The following is a 17,228-nucleotide window of genomic DNA, read 5'->3' as shown; positions in this document are numbered from 1 at the left end:
TAAGACGTTTTATCCGTGTCTCTGTGCCTCTGTGGCAAAAGGGTTTTGCATTTGACCGGTATTGACATCCCGAAAATCCTGAAGCTCGCCCCATCCCCCGCCTACGTGGTGGACCTGGGGCGGCTGCGCCATAACCTCGCCATCCTGGACGAGGTGCAGCGGCGCAGCGGCGCCAAGATCCTCATGGCGCTGAAGGCGTTCGCCATGTGGAGCGTCTTTCCCGTCATCCGGGAGACGTTGCACGGCGTCTGCGCCAGCTCACCCTGGGAGGCGCGGCTCGGGCGCGAGGAGTTCGGCCGCGAGGTCCACAGCTTTGCCGCCGCCTTCAAGGAGAGTGACGTGGTGGAGCTCCTTGCCGTCTCTAACCACCTGGTCTTCAACTCCTTCAACCAGCTGGAGCGGTTCCGCCCCCTGTGGGAGAAGGAGCGGGGGCGGGTTTCGGTGGGGCTGCGGGTGAACCCCGAGCACTCCGAGGGACATACCGCCATCTACGACCCCTGCGCTCCCAAGTCGCGCCTCGGCATCCCCCGCGCCGAATTCGAGGGGAAGTCGCTGGAAGGAGTCGAGGGGCTCCACTTCCACACCCTCTGCGAGCAGCTCTTCGAGCCCCTGGAGCGGACGGCGAAGGTCTTCGAGGAGAGGTTCGGCCCGTTTCTCCACGATATGAAGTGGCTGAACCTCGGCGGCGGTCACCACATCACCCGCGAGGGGTATGACATCGACGCCCTGGTGGAGCTTGTGAAATACTTCAAGGGGAAGTACGGGGTGGAGGTCTACCTGGAGCCGGGGGAGGCCATCGCCATCGGCACCGGGATCCTCGTGGGAGAGGTGCTGGACGTGGTGCGAAACGAGATGGATATCGCCATCCTCGATGTATCCGCCACCTGCCACATGCCCGACGTGCTGGAGATGCCCTACCGCCCCGGTATCACCGGCGGGTTCGACCCCGGCGCGAAGGCCCACTCCTATCGCCTCGGCGGGCCGTCGTGCCTGGCGGGGGACGTCATCGGCGACTGGTCTTTTGAGCGGCCCCTGAAGCCGGGGGACCGGCTCGCCTTCGAGGACATGTCCCACTACACCATGGTGAAGACCACCACCTTCAACGGCATCCAGCATCCGGCCATCTGCACCTTCGAGCCGGAGACCGGGGAGTTGCGGGTGGTGCGCAAGTTCGGGTACGAGGATTTCAAGGTCAGGCTTTCCTGACCTATTGTTACAACAACCACTGTAAGTAATCGATGTCAGATTCGTGATGATAACGGCGGCGGAGAGGAGTCCGGCCCGCAGGCGTAGCAGCGCTACGTCGAGGAGTTGGACGACGAGCCGACGTAGTTAGCGCGCGAATATGGCATCGCCAGGAGAGTATATGGAACGCTGGTCGATTAATGACTCCGCCAAAATCTACAACCTCCCCAACTGGGGGGCCGATCTCTTCTCCATCAACAAGAAGGGGAACGTCTGCGTTCATCCGTCCCCCACGTCGAAGCATTCCATCGACCTGCGGGCACTGGTGGACGACCTCATCAAGCGCAAGATCAAGCCCCCCATTCTCCTCCGGTTCATGGATGTCCTCCAAGGGCGGATCGCGGCCATCAACCGCGCCTTCAAGTACTCCATCGAGGAGAACGACTACCCGGCCACGTACCAGACCTTCTATCCCATCAAGGTGAACCAGCAGCGCCAGGTGGTGGAGGCCATCGCCAAGTTCGGCAAGCGCTACAACATCGGGCTGGAGGTGGGCTCCAAGCCGGAGCTGGTGATCGGCATCTCCTTCGCGACGGGGAACGGCATCCCCATCATCTGCAACGGGTATAAGGACACCGAGTACATCGAGACCGTCCTCTACGCCACCAAGATCGGCTACGACATCACCATCGTGGTGGAGAAGATGTTCGAGCTGGAGAAGATCATCGCCCTGTCGAAAAAGACCGGCATCAAGCCGAAGCTCGGCATCCGGGTGAAACTCTCCTCTAAGGGGACCGGGAAATGGGCCACCTCCGGCGGGGAGGACGCCAAGTTCGGCCTCCGGATGTCGGAGATCATCGCCGCCATCGGGCTCCTGGAGCAGAACGAGCTCCTGGACCGGGTGAAGCTGATCCACTTCCACATCGGGAGCCAGATCACCAAGATCGACAAGATCAAGAGCGCCCTCATCGAGGGGACCCGGGTCTACGCCGAGATGCGGAAGCTGGGGGTCGGCATCGAGTACGTGGATATCGGCGGCGGCCTCGGGGTCGACTACGACGGCTCCAAGTCCAGCTACTTCTCCAGCGTCAACTACTCCATCGAGGAGTACGCCAACGACGTCATCTACCAGATCAAGAACATCTGCGAGGATGCCGGCGTGGAGTGCCCCAACATCATCTCCGAGTCCGGCCGGGCCACGGCGGCCCACTACTCGGTGCTGGTGACGAACCTCCTCAACACCAACACGGCCAACGTCATGCCCGACTTCGAGGAGACCCTCAACGGCGCCGAGAAGCTGGCCCCCACGGTCAAGAAGCTGGTGGACATCTACAAGAGCATTGACCGCTACTCCCTGCGGGAGGATTACCACGACACGGTGCAGCTCATCCAGGAGGCGGTGAGCCTCTTCAACCTGGGGTACCTCACCCTCAACGAGCGGGCCATGGCCGAGTGGCTCCATGGGAAAATCCTGCGCAAGATCAACGGCATCGTGGAGAAGATCAAGCCGATCCCCGAGGAGCTCCAGAACTTCCAGTTGAGCCTGCGGCAGACCTACTTCGCCAACTTCTCGCTCTTTCAGTCGATTCCCGACTCCTGGGCCATCGACCAGCTCTTCCCCATCGTGCCGATCCAGCGGCTCAACCAGAAGCCCGACGTCATGGCCTCCATCGCCGACATCACCTGCGACTCCGACGGCGAGATCACCAGCTTCGTCGGCGAGAACGGCCGGACCAAGCACCTGCCGCTCCACAAGATCCGCAAGGACGAGGACTACTTCGTCGGCTTCTTCCTCATCGGCGCCTACCAGGAGATCCTGGGGGACATGCACAACCTCTTCGGCGACACCAATGCCGTCCACGTTACCTTCAACAAGAAGACCGGCTACAAGATCGACACGGTCATCAACGGCGACGCCACCTGGGAGAGCCTGAAATACGTCCAGTACAAGGGTCCGGAGATCCTCAAGCACGTCCGCGACAACCTGGAGAAGGACGTGGCCCTGCGCAAGGTCACCATCGAGGAGAGCAGTCACTTCCTGGAGCTCTTGGACAGGACGCTCCTCGGATACACCTATCTGGGGGAGTAGTCGTTCAGGCAGAGGCGATCGCCTGAAGAGCCGCTGGATGGTGGTCGTAGGTGTCTAACCTTGACAGCCTCTGTTACTACTGTTCATTAAACCTGCTTTTGCCATGTGACACCTGTCGCTTGAATTCTCCAGGTGAAATGCCGTAGAGGGCTTTAAAGTGCCGGTTTAGGTGGCTTTGGTCTGCGAAACCCGTCTCTAGTGCCGTGTCTACCAAGGTTCGCCCTTGACATATAAGCTCACGGGCTCTCTCAAGCCGTAAACGCAACAGGTAAGCATAAGGAGTTAGGCCTTTTTCTTTTTTGAAGAAGCGTATCAAATGGTAGGGAGTGCAATCGAATGATTTGGACAGCTCAGAAAGAGATATATTTTCTGATAAATGTGAATGCAATAGATCAATAACTCCGAGGACTCGCATTTTTTCGTTGCCAATGGCAGATTCACACGTTTTTGTAACCGCATGCCTGTCAGTTAATAGACGAAAAGATTCTAGTAAAACAGATTCTTTCTCCAAGGTAGATGTAGAGTGCCGGAGTATGTCGAAAAGCCTGGATAAACCATCGAGGCACTCCGAATCCCTGTAGAAACCGCTTTTAAATTCAACAGAATTGGAGTTTGTCATCCCAAGCTGTTCTGAAACAGTTTGTAGCAGAGCGGGCTGAATATAAAATGTCATTAGATTGCGAGATGAATGATCGATGGTTCGATTAGCATGGACTTCTCCTGGGGCAACAATACTAAAGCATGCCGACTGAAGAATGTTTGTATAACCACGCTGTGAATATTGTTCTCCGCCACTTGTATTGAACCAGATACAGTATGCCTGATGAAAATGGGCAGGAAAATCGAAACCGACATCCCTGCATGATAGTAGTTCAATGCCACTTAGATCCGATGGTCTAAAATAGAGAATCTTAGATTGATTCAATCTGATCGCATTTGTCTTTGCAGTCGACGCTTTTTCCATATCATTCTATAGTGTTTAATCCGAGGTATTGCTTAATTGTATCTAATGCAGCGAGTGCAGCACCACAAACAATCATGAGGCACGCAATTGCAGAGTTCAAGCTTGGCTCGGCTCGCCCGAAAGAGATTAACAGCATAGTAGAGATTAATGGTGCAGCATATGAAAGAGCTCCCAGCATTTTGATGTTTCCGTGCTTAACGCCATAATCCCAGGCAAAAAAAGCGGCGCCAACCGGCCCAATGCCCATCGCTATGACAGCCAGCCATTCTGAAAAATTTAGCTTTACAGTGCTTTCAAATAGCAAATGACAGGTTACTGATAAAAGTGCCGTTACACCGCAAAAACCACCTACCAATTCAGTAGGTGAATTGCCGATTTTTCTTGAAATGACCGAATATGCGGACCAGATCAATGAACATATAAATGCCGCTACATAACCGACAATATACTCTGATTTTAAATTTAACGTATTCCCTTTTAAGATGATGACGGATGCTCCAGCGAACCCAAGAAGCGCTCCAGAGAGATGGAACCAATGTAATTTTTCTCTTGGTAACAATGCGGAAAAAATCACTATGAATAGTGGCCAAAGATAAGAAATAAGGCTCGCATCAACTGCGGGAGCGTTTTTTAGAGCGATAAAATAGAATAAATGAAATCCGAAAAGTCCGCAGACTCCATTCAGCCACACACGCATCGGCTGCCTGAAGCAGCTTGAGTCAGCACCTTTTAGTGCCCAAAAAAGTAGTCCAACCACAAAAGCGATAGTAAATGTCAGAGCCGTCAGTTGAAGCGGTGGGACTTTGTTAGTAAGAGTCGTTAGCAGTGCCAACATTCCCCACATGAGGATTGCACTAAAACCGATCATTGTTGCCTTCACGCGCCCTCCTTTCTGGGAAATGCACCTAGTCTCTACTTATCGGCCAAGTACCAGTCTTTGCAATTTGCTCATACCCATTTATTCCGACTGTCGAGATAATTGCAGCTATCCTGGCAAGGCTCATAGTGTCTCTACACCAACTGCCGTCTGGCGCATCAAGACTGCCGAATTCGTGAGAAAAACCCTCATCTGTATTGTTTATAGTATATTTTCGTAATTCTGAGAAGTGAGGAGCACCAGGAAGTGGTGTGAAAACAAAAGTATTGATATATGTTGCCCCAGCCTGCATCAACATTTTGCCATAGTTAATACTGTTTTCAATATGCCGCTGAGTCTCAAAATAATTTTCATCTGGGTTAATAAAGCCAAGCATTAGTCCGCAGGTTGTTTTAATGTTATATTTTTTGAACAACTGTACAATTTTTTTAGTGTGCGCTTCAAAAGCATTAAGTTTTGGTTTGTTTGATGTATCCAACGATTCAGAATTTGCGGTTTCAACCGCCAAATAAATACTATAGCACTGACTGTCCGCCATCGCTTTAATAAATTTATCAGCAGTGAGTCCTTTTCTGCGGGCTGAAATCGTATTTCTGAACACGCTCTCATTGTTAGCGCTGGAATGTATGATTTCTTCAGACACTTCAGGAAGGAGTGCAATTAGGTTGTATAAACTAACACCGCCTTCTTCCATCCATGGCAAATCAAATTTTTTGAGCTTTTCAAATACGCTTATTGCCCACATTGGGTCGTGGAGGAGGTGGTCATCTTCAAGCATGAACTCCGTTACCCCTTGAGACTTGAGATAGCATAGATATTGTTCGAATACTTGGTCTTTCATGGAGACCCAACCACCCTGAACAGTAGGAATAGTGCAGAAGCTGCACCTTGTATTGCAGCCGAAAGAGGAAAATCCATAGACCAGAAAACCGTGGTCTAGTTGCCGCTCTCCAGCGGAGTGATACCTGCCACTGTAAAGCTTTAAATCGACAAGAGATAAGTCTGGTACGGCAATATCTGTTATATCGGAAAGAAAGCTTCTTTTTTTTGTATGCACGACTTCACCGTTTGCTCTATAAGCTATTCCATTTATTTCTGAAATCTGGCAGGATCGTCTTCCTGTTAAAACATCGAGTAACTCTGGGAATGTTTTGTCTGCTTGACCAAGAATAACAAAATCAACTGGAGCAGTTAGAAGTGTCTCTGATGGAAGTCCGTTTGAGTGAACGCCGCCCATGATTACAGGCACGTCTGAATTAATTTGCTTGACAAGATCAGCGACCTCGCAGGCATTTCCCCATTGGTGGGTATAAGAGCATGTGATGGCAACCACATCGGGATTAAATAATTTTATTTTGTCTTTTAGGGCTTCAGGTGACAGGCCATATAATAAGATCGAACTGCCTTCCGTGCTTGTAAAGTATCCCTTTTCATCTCCCCATCCTTCGTATACTGCATCAATAATTTTTACATCATATCCTGTTTTTTTAGCTGAAGTTCCAATACGGAGAAGCCCCATAGGGATGCCAGCCCTTTTCATCTCTTCCAGGTGCGTGATTCCAACGCCTTTGAGGCTCTTAACTATGGAGCAGCTTTGCTCACGGAAGGTTATATCAGAATTTTTTGTCTCTATATTATCCAAGATAATGTCTAACGGTCGTGAAATGCGTGTGTAATAAGGTACAATTAAAAGAATGCGAGGAATTCTGTTGCCATCACAAGGGCCAGTACGTGATCTTATTATTGAGTCCACAACTAAGCCTGACTCAAGTTGCTTGGCTAGTTGGCAGCGAAGCTGTCTTCTGTTCTTGTCAGGACTAAGAAAGGTATTACGGTGACTATTTGACATGAATTACCTCCCTATATTTCTGATTAGTTTGTTTTTGTATAGAGGGTACATTCAATGGAATTTTGAATTCTTGAATAAAATTGACATGTACATGAGGCTTCATGGTGGTTGGCGCAAGGAGCGTCGCGTGGCCCTGCGCAAGGTCACCATCGAGGAGAGCAGCCACTTCCTGGAGCTCTTGGACAGAACGCTCCTCGGGTACACCTATCTGGGGGAGTAGGAGCAGCGGTTGCGACCGCGTGCAGCTGACGGGAGAAGGCGCCATTTCTTGAGAGACGGCGCCTTTTTCGTTTCAGGAGGCCTGTCGGTCTGCGGAGCGCGGGCAATCTTTCCGTTTGCCGCGATCGGGAGAGTGTGCGATAAAAAGTAGCGGTGCCATTTTGCCACCGCGGCCCCATGCGGTAGACTGGGAAGGCGCTTGTGCGTGGTTCGGCTGTAATGAATGTACCAGGGAGGAGTCGTGGAAAACCTTAACGTAAGCGGTCTCGTGCGCCTGATCGGCGCCGGCGTGAACCTGGTCTACGTGGTGACTGACAACGAACGGCGGACCGAGCAGGTCACCGTCCTGGCCGCCTCCCGGGTGAAGGGGGCGGGGACCCCCTGCGTCTGGACCTGCACCGACGGCCTGGTGCGCGACGGTGTCGCCGTGGAGGGGTCCGACGATCCGGTTGCGGCCCTTGACTTCGCCATCGCCCAGCCGGGGCCGCTGGTATTCATCTTCAAGGATCTTACCTGGTTCTGGGGAGACAACCCCTACATCATCCGGAAGGTGAAGGAGTTTGCCCACCGGGGACGGGGAAAGGTGCTCATCGTGCTCGGCGAGGACGAGACGGTGCCGCCGGCGGTACGGGGGGAGCTCGTGATCCTTCACCAGGGGCTCCCGACCATCGACGAGATCAAGGCGTTCCTGGAGCAGGTGAGGGGGCGCGACCAGTTCCTGGCGCGGTCGTGCGAGGCGGAGCCCGGCCTCATCGACGATCTGGTGGTGGCGGCCCAGGGGCTCGACCTGGCGGACATCGAGCGGGGGATGCGGATGGCGCGCGCCGCCGGCGGCATTGCCGGAAGCGATCTCGTCATGGCGCTGTTCGAGACCAAGCGGACGATCATCCGCAAGAGCGGCATCATGGAGTTCGTCATCAACGATGCCTCCGCCGAGCAGGTGGGGGGGATGGAGAACCTGAAGCAGTGGATGGAGCGGCGGGAGCGGGCCTTCGGCCTCGAAGGGATCTCGTCCGGGGCCAACCTCCCCAAGGGGATCCTGATGATGGGGATCGCCGGCTGCGGCAAGTCGCTCTTCGTCAAGGCGATTGCCTCCTCGTGGCGACTGCCGCTGATCCGGCTCGACATGGCGGCGGTCTACGACGGCAGCTACGGCACCCCGGAGTCGAGCCTGCGCAAGGCGTTCAAGACCGCCGAGGCCATCGCCCCCTGCGTGCTCTGGATCGACGAGATCGAGGCCGGCATCTCCAGCCAGGGATTCAAGGCCGAAGGGGGGTCGGCGTCGCGCATCCTCGGCTCGTTTCTCACCTGGATGCAGGAGAAGCGGGCGCCGGTCTTTGTCGCCGCCACCGCCAACGCCATCGAGATGCTCCCGGCCGAGGTGATCCGCAAGGGGCGCTTCGACGAGATTTTCTACGTGGGGCTTCCCGACCCGAAGGCGCGGGAGGATATCTTCCGCATTCATCTGCAGAAGCAGAAACTCGATGCCGGCGTCATCGACGTGCCGCTCATGGCCGGCTCCACCAAGGGGTTCTCGGGGGCCGAGATCGAGCAGGCGGTGCTCTCGGCCACCTTCGAGGCGCTCACCGAGCGGCGTCCGATGACCCAGCAGGACCTCATGGCGGCCATCAGTCGGACGGTGCCGCTGTCGGTCACCATGGCGGAGCAGATCAAGAAGATCGAGGCGTGGGCCTTCAAGCGGGCGGTGCCGGCGTCGGGGAAATTCTCCTAGGGGGCCGGGGCATTCCATGCTCAAGGGGATTACCGCCAACGTCCTGATTCTGGGGCTCGTCAGCTTCCTCACCGACGTCTCCAGCGAGATGATCTATCCGCTCCTGCCGCTGTTCCTCACTACGGTGCTCGGGGCGGGGCCGGCCTTCCTCGGCATGATCGAGGGGGTGGCGGAATCGACCGCGGCGCTCCTCAAGCTCGCCTCGGGGATCGCCTCCGACCGCGTGCGCAGCCGCAAGTCCCTCGTCCTCTCCGGTTACGCAATCTCATCCCTCGCCCGCCCCCTGGTGGCGGCCGCCACCTCCGCCACGGCGGTCCTCGCCATCCGCTTCGCCGATCGGGTAGGGAAGGGGATCCGGACCTCGCCGCGGGATGCCCTCATCGCCGATTCCACCGACCCTTCCCTGCGGGGGAAGGCCTACGGCTTCCACCGGGCCATGGATCACGCCGGCGCCCTCGTCGGCCCCCTCGTCGCCACCCTCCTGCTGACCTGGTTCGTGAAGGATCTGCGAACCGTCTTCTGGCTCGCCGCCATTCCGGGGGGGCTGGCGGTGCTCCTCATCGTCGTGCGGGTGCGGGAGACCGAACGGCGGCGAAGTTCCAACGGGAGCTTCCTCGGCTTTGTCCCCCGGGGGGTACTCCGTCGCTATCTCTGCGTGCTCCTCATCTTCACCCTCGGCAACTCGTCGGATGCCTTCCTCCTCCTGCGGGCCGGGGAGCTGGGCGTGTCGCCGGCCCGCATTCCGCTTCTCTGGACCTTTTTCCACCTCGTCAAGATGGCCGGTTCCACCCCCTTCGGTTCCCTTTCCGACCGGGTCGGGCGGCGGGGGGTGATCGTTGCCGGCTGGGGGATCTATGCCCTCTCCTATGCCGGTTTCGCCCTGGCGACGACCGAAGCCGCCTGCTGGCTCCTCTTTGCCGTCTACGGACTGTTCTACGCCATGACCGAAGGGGCGGAGAAGGCACTCCTCGCCGATATCGTGACCCCTCAGGAGCGGGGCGGAGCCTTCGGCTGGTACAACTTTGCCGTCGGCATCGGAGCGCTGCCGGCAAGCCTCCTCTTCGGGTTCCTGTGGGAAAAGGCGGGGCGGACGGCTGCCTTCGGCGTGGGGGCATCGCTGGCGGCGGTGGCGGCGCTCCTCCTGCTGACGATCGTCCGGGAAGATCCTCCCCGCCCCGTTTCTTGACAACGAAAGCCAAGCCACTATGATGGAGATGGCGGTGTGGCGCCGCTCGACACCCCAATAACCATCCCCGGAGGAACCATGAAAACCGTTACTGTTCTCGGCCTGCTGTTCATCCTCATCTGTTTCTCCGCCGGAGCGGCCAGCGCCGCCGAAGGGGCGTGGGTGCTCGTCGACGAAGACCCCATGCTCTCCAATTACTATTACGATGAAACCTCCGTGGCGGAGGTGGATGGCGACCTGGTGGCGGTCCGGACGAAGGCCGTCTACACCGAGGATGGCAGGGACGACGCCCTCGACACCATCGGCCATCCGAGGGGGTTCGAAGACCTGAGTTCCACGGCGTTTCTCTACATTATCGACTGCCCCGGCAACATGAGCAGGCTCGAGAAGATCACTCATTACGATAGCAAGGGGAGGGCAATCAAATCGTACGACCTCTCCGGCAGGACCGATTGGGAGCCGATCGACTCCGAAACCCGCATGAGCCTCCTGCACGACGCGGTCTGCGATTAGGCGCACTGCCATTTTATTCCACGTTGCAATCATGATGACCCAATTGCTCATGGCTCATTTTTATCCCTCACCCGGCCTTCGGCCACCCTCTCTCTGGGGGAGAAGGTTTGACTTTTCCCCTCGCCCTTAGGAGAGGGGAAAAGGGGTGAGGGGGAAATTGTCAACTTGAAGGCAATTGGGAAATGAGAGCTCGTCATAATCGGTCAAATAGCTGACAATTTGTTCTGATTGACACTTTTCCGACAAGATTCCCTCCCTGTAAAACTTCCACAAATCCTGCTTCTTCTCCAGCCATGCCCCTCGTTGTAAAAAAAATCATTCAGTCGTTTCGCGGTGTTTTCTAAAAATTTAAAAAATACTAAAGAGTTCCGCCCCGGCTGCCGATAAGTCTTGTAGGTCTGTTGTTTACAGGCCCGATATTTGCTGCATTGGAATGCAGTTGCGTCGCGCACCCGGGTGCGCGGTTTTTTTTGAGAGCCGATGTAAGTAAGCGCTTACACCGGTCGCTGGCGGGAGGCTGGCAATGGCAGGTGACAAGAGGAAGCAGTCGCTCGGGCCGTATGACTCCACCCACGAGAGGATCCTGGAGACCGCCGTTGGCCTCTTCTCCACCAAGGGGTTCCTCGGCGCGTCGACCCGGGAGATCGCCCATGAAGCAGGCGTTGCCGAGGTTACCCTCTTCCGGCACTTTTCCTCGAAGGAGGCGCTTCTCGAGGAGATCCTTTCGCGCTTTTCGGTCCTGCCGGCACTCAAGGCGTATATCCCCAAGGCGCTCGAACTTCCCTACGAAGAGGCCCTTGCCTCCCTGGCGGATCATCTGCTCGACACCCTGACCCAGATCAAGGACTGGGTCAGGATCATGCAGTCCGAGGTGCAGCGTTCGCCAGAGAAGCTCCTGATGATCTACCACACGTTCATTGACGAGCTCTTCGAGGCCTATGCCTCGTTCTTCCGGGAGCTGCAGCAGCGAGGGGCTCTCGGCGAGTTCGATCCCGAATACGCCGCCCGGGCGTTTCACGGAATCGTCTTCTGCTTCTTCAGTCTCGAAGAGGTGCTGCACCGCAAGCATTACAAGTCCACCGACCGGGGGGAGGCGATCCACCAGTTCATGAAGATCTTCACCTTCGGGACGATCAAACAGCCGGCGGAAAGCGTTTAGAAACGCCGGTTTCAGCCGTGGGTCCGCCCACGTCAAGGCAATCACCATCGCGGAAGGAGGTGAAGGGACGGCAACAGCCGCGAGTGATGGATTCAAAGCAGTCTCATGCGATTATTATCTGAAGGGAAGGAGGTCCACTGAATGGGAATCAAAGGGTTCACACGGTTGCTTCTGCTGGCATCCGCGCTGACGGCATCGACCGGATGGGCGGCGGATATCCATGGCAGGAGCTCAACCCAGCTCCTCTGGTTCAACAATGATTTCAAGGACAAGAGACAGGTCGAACTCGGGGAGTACCTGCGTCTTTCGGTGACGAACCTGGACAAGGAGGGGAAGGCGTCCCTCTACGGGTACGGCCGGGCGACGCAAGACCTCAACGCCGGTGAAGGCTTCAACTCCCGGCTCTACTACCTCTACGGGGAGTACCGGGACCTGTGGAACAAGGTCGATATCCGCCTCGGCCGGCAGTTCATCAACCAGGCGGCAGGGTCGGCCATCGTCGACGGCGCCCAGGTCGACCTCAAGAACGTCGGGGCCATCGGGCTCTCCGTCTTCGGCGGCCGCAACGTGATCTTCGGCCTCGATCACGAAGCGGGCCACGGGGGCGATCTCGCCTTTGGCGCGTCTGCCTACCTGCAGGGGTTCCAGCAGACCGACCTGGAGGTGAGCTGGTTCCGCAAGTGGGACCGGTGGGACATCGCCCGCGACGTGCTCGGAGCATCGTTCAAGCAGTATCTCTTCAACAACGTGAAGCTCTACGGCAACACCCGGTATGACCTGGTCAGCCAGAGTTTCAACGAGGTTCTGGCCGGCGCCAAGTACTACCCCCTCAGCAACCTGGTCTTCACCGGCGAGTGGTATCAGAGCTATCCGACCTTCGACACCACCTCGATCTACTCGGTCTTCGCCGTTGACCGCTACCAGGAAGCCGTGTTCCGCGCCGACTACACCATCAACGAGATGATCGGCGTCAACGGCGGGTACACCTCCCAGTGGTTCGAGGAAGGGGGCCGCGGCCACATCTACCACCTTGGCTGCAGCCTGCGTCCGGTGGAACCGCTGCTGATCAACGCCGAGTACGACAACAACCAGGGGACCAACGGCAAGACCAACGGCATCCTCGTCGATGCCTACTATGACCTGACCAAGGCGCTGCAGCTCGCCGGCGGTTTCGGCTACGACGTCTACAAGCGCGACGTGATGAACAACGACGAGATCGCCCGCACCTACTGGCTCGGCGGCAAGTACAAGCTGAACAAGAGCATGGCCGCGTCGCTGCGCGTCGAGAACAACGTGAATGCCCGTTACGAGAGCGATACTCAAGGGCGCTTCGTCTTTGACTACGACTTCTAGAAAGGGGGGAAATCCGTGAAGAAATGGTTAATCGCACTACTGCTCCTGGCGGCGTCGACCTTCTCGGTCCAGATGGCCCTGGCCGACAAGATGTCGCACAAGGAGTATGCTTCCACCCCCATGGCCGAGTGCAATTCCTGCCACAAAGGGGAGGGAGTCGCCCCGAACCACGACACTGACTGGCTCCGTGGGCACCGGGTACTCGCCAGCAAGGCGGGGAGCAACTGTGCCCAGTGCCACGTCCAGCAGTTCTGCCTCGATTGTCACAAGGGGGGGGGAATCGACGCCCAGCTGTCGACCCGCACCTATCGACGCGACTACGTTCCCCAGAGCCACCGGACGGATTTCATCATGATCCATCCGATCAAGGCCCTCGACAATCCCCAGACCTGCACCCGCTGCCATGAGCCTTCGTACTGCAACGAGTGCCACAGCAAGTACCCGAAGGGATCGCTGCGGATCAAATCGCACCTCGGCGGCCAGAGCTTCATCTGGAACAGCGAGCACGCCACCGAGGCCCGCAGGAATCTGCAGTCGTGCCAGACCTGCCACCCGGAAGGCGATGTCTGCATCAAGTGCCACGGCACCACGGCAAAAGGAGGGTCGGGGATCAACCCGCACCCGAGAAACTTCAAGGGCGACAACCTGATCCGCAAGAGCGACCGCTCCTGCCGCAAGTGTCACACCCTCTAACCCCGCAAACTACCAAAGGAGGAAAGCAGATGAATTTGCGCAACCAATTTATACTCCTGCTGGGCGCCACCGCACTGTTTGCCCTTGCCGGCTGCGGCAGCGGCAACCGCGAGACCGCCATCGACCAGCAGACCGCTTCGTATCAGGCCTCGGCCGGGTGTATCGGCTGTCACTCGACGAAGGTCAGCCCCGTTACCGGCGCCCTTATCGTCAACGAGTGGAAGGCCTCTGCCCACAATACCCGCAACGGCGCCAGCTGCCCCGATTGCCACACCACCAACGGCCACCCGACAAGTGGTGCAATTCCCAATATCCCGGGTGATACCGTTTGTCTCAACTGTCACACCGCCACCAGCATGAAGACCTACAGCGCCCACTTCGTCGGCGGCGCCACGTTCAATTCCACCCAGGCTGCCTTCGTGGCCCCCTATGACGCCAACTCCTGCCGGGTATGTCACAATCCCCACGACACCACCACCTTGCTGACCGTAAACAAGCAGTGGGAACAGTCGGGCCACGGTGACGTGACGAAGGACCCCTGGATGCATTACAAGTGGAGATCTCCACTTTATGTAGGTATTGGCTGTGCACGCTGCCACACAGCCGGCGGTTCCCGTGACTATTTCCAGAATAACTTCACCTATAATGCTACCAACATTAAAGCAATCTTCGGCAAGTACACCACCGGCCGTGAGGCGCTTGGCTGCAAGGGGTGCCACACCGATTACAGCTGGAAGCGGATCACCCCCACTGCGACGTTTGCGACGCCGTACACCCCGTCGCTGGGTGCCTCGGCCAGCTTCCCGGCTGGGACGGTCATCGGCGATACCCAGCTCTGCATCCCCTGCCACGCTGGTCTGACCGGCGGCAACGCAGTGGAAACCACTGGTGCAAACCTGGCCAGCACCAGCTTTGCTGCCTTCAACTCCCATTACATGGCTGCCGCCGGCATGATGTATGTAAAAGGCGGATTCACCGGCTTCACTTCCGCCTCCGCAGCACTTGGCAGCAGCACCTACGGAAAGTCGCTTACTTCGACCGATGATGCTGGCGCTATTGGCAGCACCCATCGCAAGCTCGGCACCACTGCCATTAACGGCGACGGTCACAACCCTGCGTTCTTCGTTCCCGGGAATCTCGACAGCAACGGCCCCTGCGTAACCTGCCACATGACGGGCGGGCACAGCCTGGCCATCAACGCGGATGCCTTCAACCGGGTCTGCGTCAACTGCCATACTTCGGAAGGGACCACCACGCTGACCGCCACCAACTTCAAGTCAGCGTTCCTCGATCCGCAGGCAGAAGCCTTCAAGAATGCCCTGAACCTGGCATTGAGCATCCTGCAAACCAAGTATGGCATCGGTTATAACTCGGCGGCCTATCCGTACTTCTACGACCTGACCCTGGATGCGACGGGCAAGACTCCGATCACCGACTGGACCCGTGGCGGTACCGTTGCAAATCCGAAGAAGCTCGTTGGTGCATGCTTCAACATCAACCTCCTGGAGCGTGAGCCGGCAGCCTATGTCCATGCCCGCACCTACACGCGCCGACTCATCTATGACACCATCGACTTCCTTGATGACGGCGTGATGAACTGGTCTGTCAGCGCCACAGCCCTTGCCAAAAACCCCACACTCTACGGCAAAGGCTCTGCGGCTTACACCAACGGCACCCTTACGACCCTTGCCCCCGGCACCACCGAAAGCATGGTCTACCTGATCGGCTGGAGCCGCTCAACGGGTGCCTGGAGCACGCCCCTCGAACGCCCCTAGTCGCAAGCGTTAGAAGTTTGACGCGTGGAGCCCCCGCTTCGTAAGAGGCGGGGGCTTTTTTTATCCTCATCGCCGATTTAAGCCGTCCTGTCATGCCATCCTTCGAATTATTCACTGCTTGCAAATTGGAATATGTACGTTAAGTTTAGTTATTGTTTGGGTTCGCCGCTTGTCAGGAGGATCGATGCCATGCAGTTGCTCTGTTCGCACTTGTCACGGACGATGAGTATATTTCCGCCCTTCATCCCTCTCTCGTCTCCTTCCATCCTCAGCGCCGCTCTCCCTTTGCCCGTTTTCCGCGTCATTGCCGATAGTTTCACATCACCCGACGAAGGAGGTGGATTGACGGTGCCGCTCCCGCAGGAGCCGGCTTGAGTTGTCATCAACTTTGTGAAAGGAGGTCCGATTGATGGTGAGCAAACGTATTGCACAATTGCTCCTTCTGGGATCACTCCTCACCGCATCCAGCGGATGGGGGGCGGATTTCCACGGCAGGAGCTCCACTCAGCTGATCTGGTTCAACGATTTTTACTCGGGACGACAGGTGGAACTGGCGGAGTACCTGCGGCTCTCCGTGACCAAGATCGATCAGGCCGGCAAGTTTTCCCTCTACGGCTACGGGAGGGGCTCGCAGGATCTGACCAACGGTGACGGGCTGAACGGCAGGCTCTATTATCTCTACGCCGACTACCAGGGGCTGTTCGACAAGATCGACATGCGGCTTGGCCGGCAGTTCATGAATAATTCGGCAGGGACGGCCCTCATCGACGGCGCCCAGTTCGAGCTGAAGAACATCGGCGCCATCGGCTTCAACGCCTTCGGCGGCCGCGACGTTGTCTTCGGGGTGAACGGCGAGGCGGGGCACCGGGGCAACTACGTCGCGGGGCTGTCGGCGTACCTGGCGGGGTTCCGGAATACCGACCTCGACGTAAGCTGGTTCCGCAAGTGGGACGACGGCGATGTCTCCCGCGACATCCTCGGCGCCTCGTTCAAGCAGTACCTGTTCAACCGGATGAAGCTCTACGGCAACGCCCGCTACGACACGACGGCGAAGGTGTTCAACGAGGTGCTGGGAGGGGTCAAGTACTTCCCCACCGCCAGCCTCATCTTCACCGGCGAGTGGTACCAGAGCTACCCGACCTTCGATACCACCTCGATCTTCTCGGTCTTCGCGGTGAACCGCTACCAGGAAGGGGTGTTCCGGGTCGACTATACCATCAACGACATGATTGCCGTAAACGGCGGCTACAGCCGGCAGGATTACGGCGACGACGGCATCGCCAACGTGTATGAGCTCGGCTGCCGGCTCCGTCCGATCAGTTCCGTCGAGATCGGACTTGCCTATGACAAGCGCAACGGCTATGGCGGCAAGCTCGACGGCGGCCAGCTTGACGTAACCTGGAATGCCACCAAGAGCCTCCAGCTCTCCGGCGGTCTCACCTATGACGTCTACAGGCGTGACTTCTACCTCGACGGCAGCAGCCGCGAAACCGCCCAGAAATACTGGGTGGGAGGGAAGTACAAGCTCGCGAAGAGCCTGCAGGCGTCTCTTCGGGTCGAAGACGCCATTACAGCCCGAGACGAGAGCGACATTAACGGTCGCTTCGTGCTGGACTACGATTTCTAGAAAGGGG

14 protein-coding genes are annotated in these 17,228 nt (G+C 57.3%); 11 read left to right on the top strand and 3 right to left on the bottom strand.

All coding sequences use genetic code 11. The annotated features are described in order from the left end of the window. Positions 1-51: 51 nt before the first annotated feature. On the top strand, positions 52-1,206 hold the full coding sequence (gene nspC / locus GPICK_RS12495; protein WP_039743718.1) for a carboxynorspermidine decarboxylase: 1,155 nt from the start codon (positions 52-54) through the stop codon (positions 1,204-1,206). Positions 1,207-1,366: 160 nt separating this feature from the next. Then, entirely contained in the window at positions 1,367-3,274 is a 1,908-nt protein-coding gene (speA, locus tag GPICK_RS12490; RefSeq protein WP_039743716.1) for an arginine decarboxylase, read from the top strand. 76 nt (positions 3,275-3,350) lie between these two features. Here speA and GPICK_RS17100 read toward each other — a convergent pair whose 3' ends face one another. From GPICK_RS17100 to GPICK_RS17090, 3 genes are read right to left on the bottom strand one after another with little or no spacing between them, the layout of a single operon-like run. Then, a complete protein-coding gene (locus GPICK_RS17100; RefSeq protein WP_084201435.1) occupies positions 3,351-4,238 on the bottom strand; it encodes an AraC family transcriptional regulator in 888 nt (295 codons plus the stop codon). 1 nt (position 4,239) lies between these two features. Next, complete coding sequence (yddG, locus tag GPICK_RS17095) at positions 4,240-5,118, bottom strand: aromatic amino acid exporter YddG (RefSeq protein WP_201773197.1); 879 nt, start codon at positions 5,116-5,118, stop codon at positions 4,240-4,242. Between the two features lie 25 nt (positions 5,119-5,143). After that, a complete protein-coding gene (locus GPICK_RS17090) occupies positions 5,144-6,964 on the bottom strand; it encodes a B12-binding domain-containing radical SAM protein (protein ID WP_201773196.1) in 1,821 nt (606 codons plus the stop codon). Positions 6,965-7,049: 85 nt separating this feature from the next. On the opposite strand from GPICK_RS17090, the gene GPICK_RS18045 reads away from it, so the two are divergent. From GPICK_RS18045 to GPICK_RS12445, 9 genes are all read left to right on the top strand, one after another. Next, complete coding sequence (locus GPICK_RS18045) at positions 7,050-7,184, top strand: hypothetical protein (protein WP_269078661.1); 135 nt, start codon at positions 7,050-7,052, stop codon at positions 7,182-7,184. A 240-nt stretch (positions 7,185-7,424) separates the two neighbouring features. Then, the gene (locus GPICK_RS12480; RefSeq protein WP_052263426.1) at positions 7,425-8,915 is read left to right on the top strand and encodes an AAA family ATPase; all 1,491 of its coding nucleotides are present in this window, start codon (positions 7,425-7,427) and stop codon (positions 8,913-8,915) included. Positions 8,916-8,931: 16 nt separating this feature from the next. Continuing rightward, the gene (locus tag GPICK_RS12475) at positions 8,932-10,101 is read left to right on the top strand and encodes an MFS transporter (RefSeq protein ID WP_039743709.1); all 1,170 of its coding nucleotides are present in this window, start codon (positions 8,932-8,934) and stop codon (positions 10,099-10,101) included. Positions 10,102-10,179: 78 nt separating this feature from the next. Then, on the top strand, positions 10,180-10,614 hold the full coding sequence (locus tag GPICK_RS12470) for a surface-adhesin E family protein (protein WP_052263425.1): 435 nt from the start codon (positions 10,180-10,182) through the stop codon (positions 10,612-10,614). Positions 10,615-11,137: 523 nt separating this feature from the next. Further along, on the top strand, positions 11,138-11,773 hold the full coding sequence (locus GPICK_RS12465) for a TetR/AcrR family transcriptional regulator (RefSeq protein WP_039743707.1): 636 nt from the start codon (positions 11,138-11,140) through the stop codon (positions 11,771-11,773). A gap of 141 nt (positions 11,774-11,914) precedes the next feature. After that, entirely contained in the window at positions 11,915-13,126 is a 1,212-nt protein-coding gene (locus GPICK_RS12460; protein WP_039743705.1) for a hypothetical protein, read from the top strand. A 15-nt stretch (positions 13,127-13,141) separates the two neighbouring features. Then, positions 13,142-13,819, top strand: a complete 678-nt coding sequence (locus GPICK_RS12455; RefSeq protein WP_039743703.1) for a hypothetical protein — start codon at positions 13,142-13,144, stop codon at positions 13,817-13,819. A 29-nt stretch (positions 13,820-13,848) separates the two neighbouring features. Next, a complete protein-coding gene (locus GPICK_RS16710; RefSeq protein ID WP_052263424.1) occupies positions 13,849-15,594 on the top strand; it encodes a hypothetical protein in 1,746 nt (581 codons plus the stop codon). Positions 15,595-16,003: 409 nt separating this feature from the next. Then, positions 16,004-17,221: a hypothetical protein gene (locus GPICK_RS12445; RefSeq protein WP_039743699.1), complete on the top strand. Its 1,218-nt coding sequence runs from the start codon at positions 16,004-16,006 to the stop codon at positions 17,219-17,221. Positions 17,222-17,228 lie beyond the last annotated feature (7 nt).

Origin of the sequence: Geobacter pickeringii (assembly GCF_000817955.1) — a bacterium.
GTDB lineage: Bacteria > Desulfobacterota > Desulfuromonadia > Geobacterales > Geobacteraceae > Geobacter > Geobacter pickeringii.
This window is presented reverse-complemented; position numbering and strand designations above follow the sequence as displayed.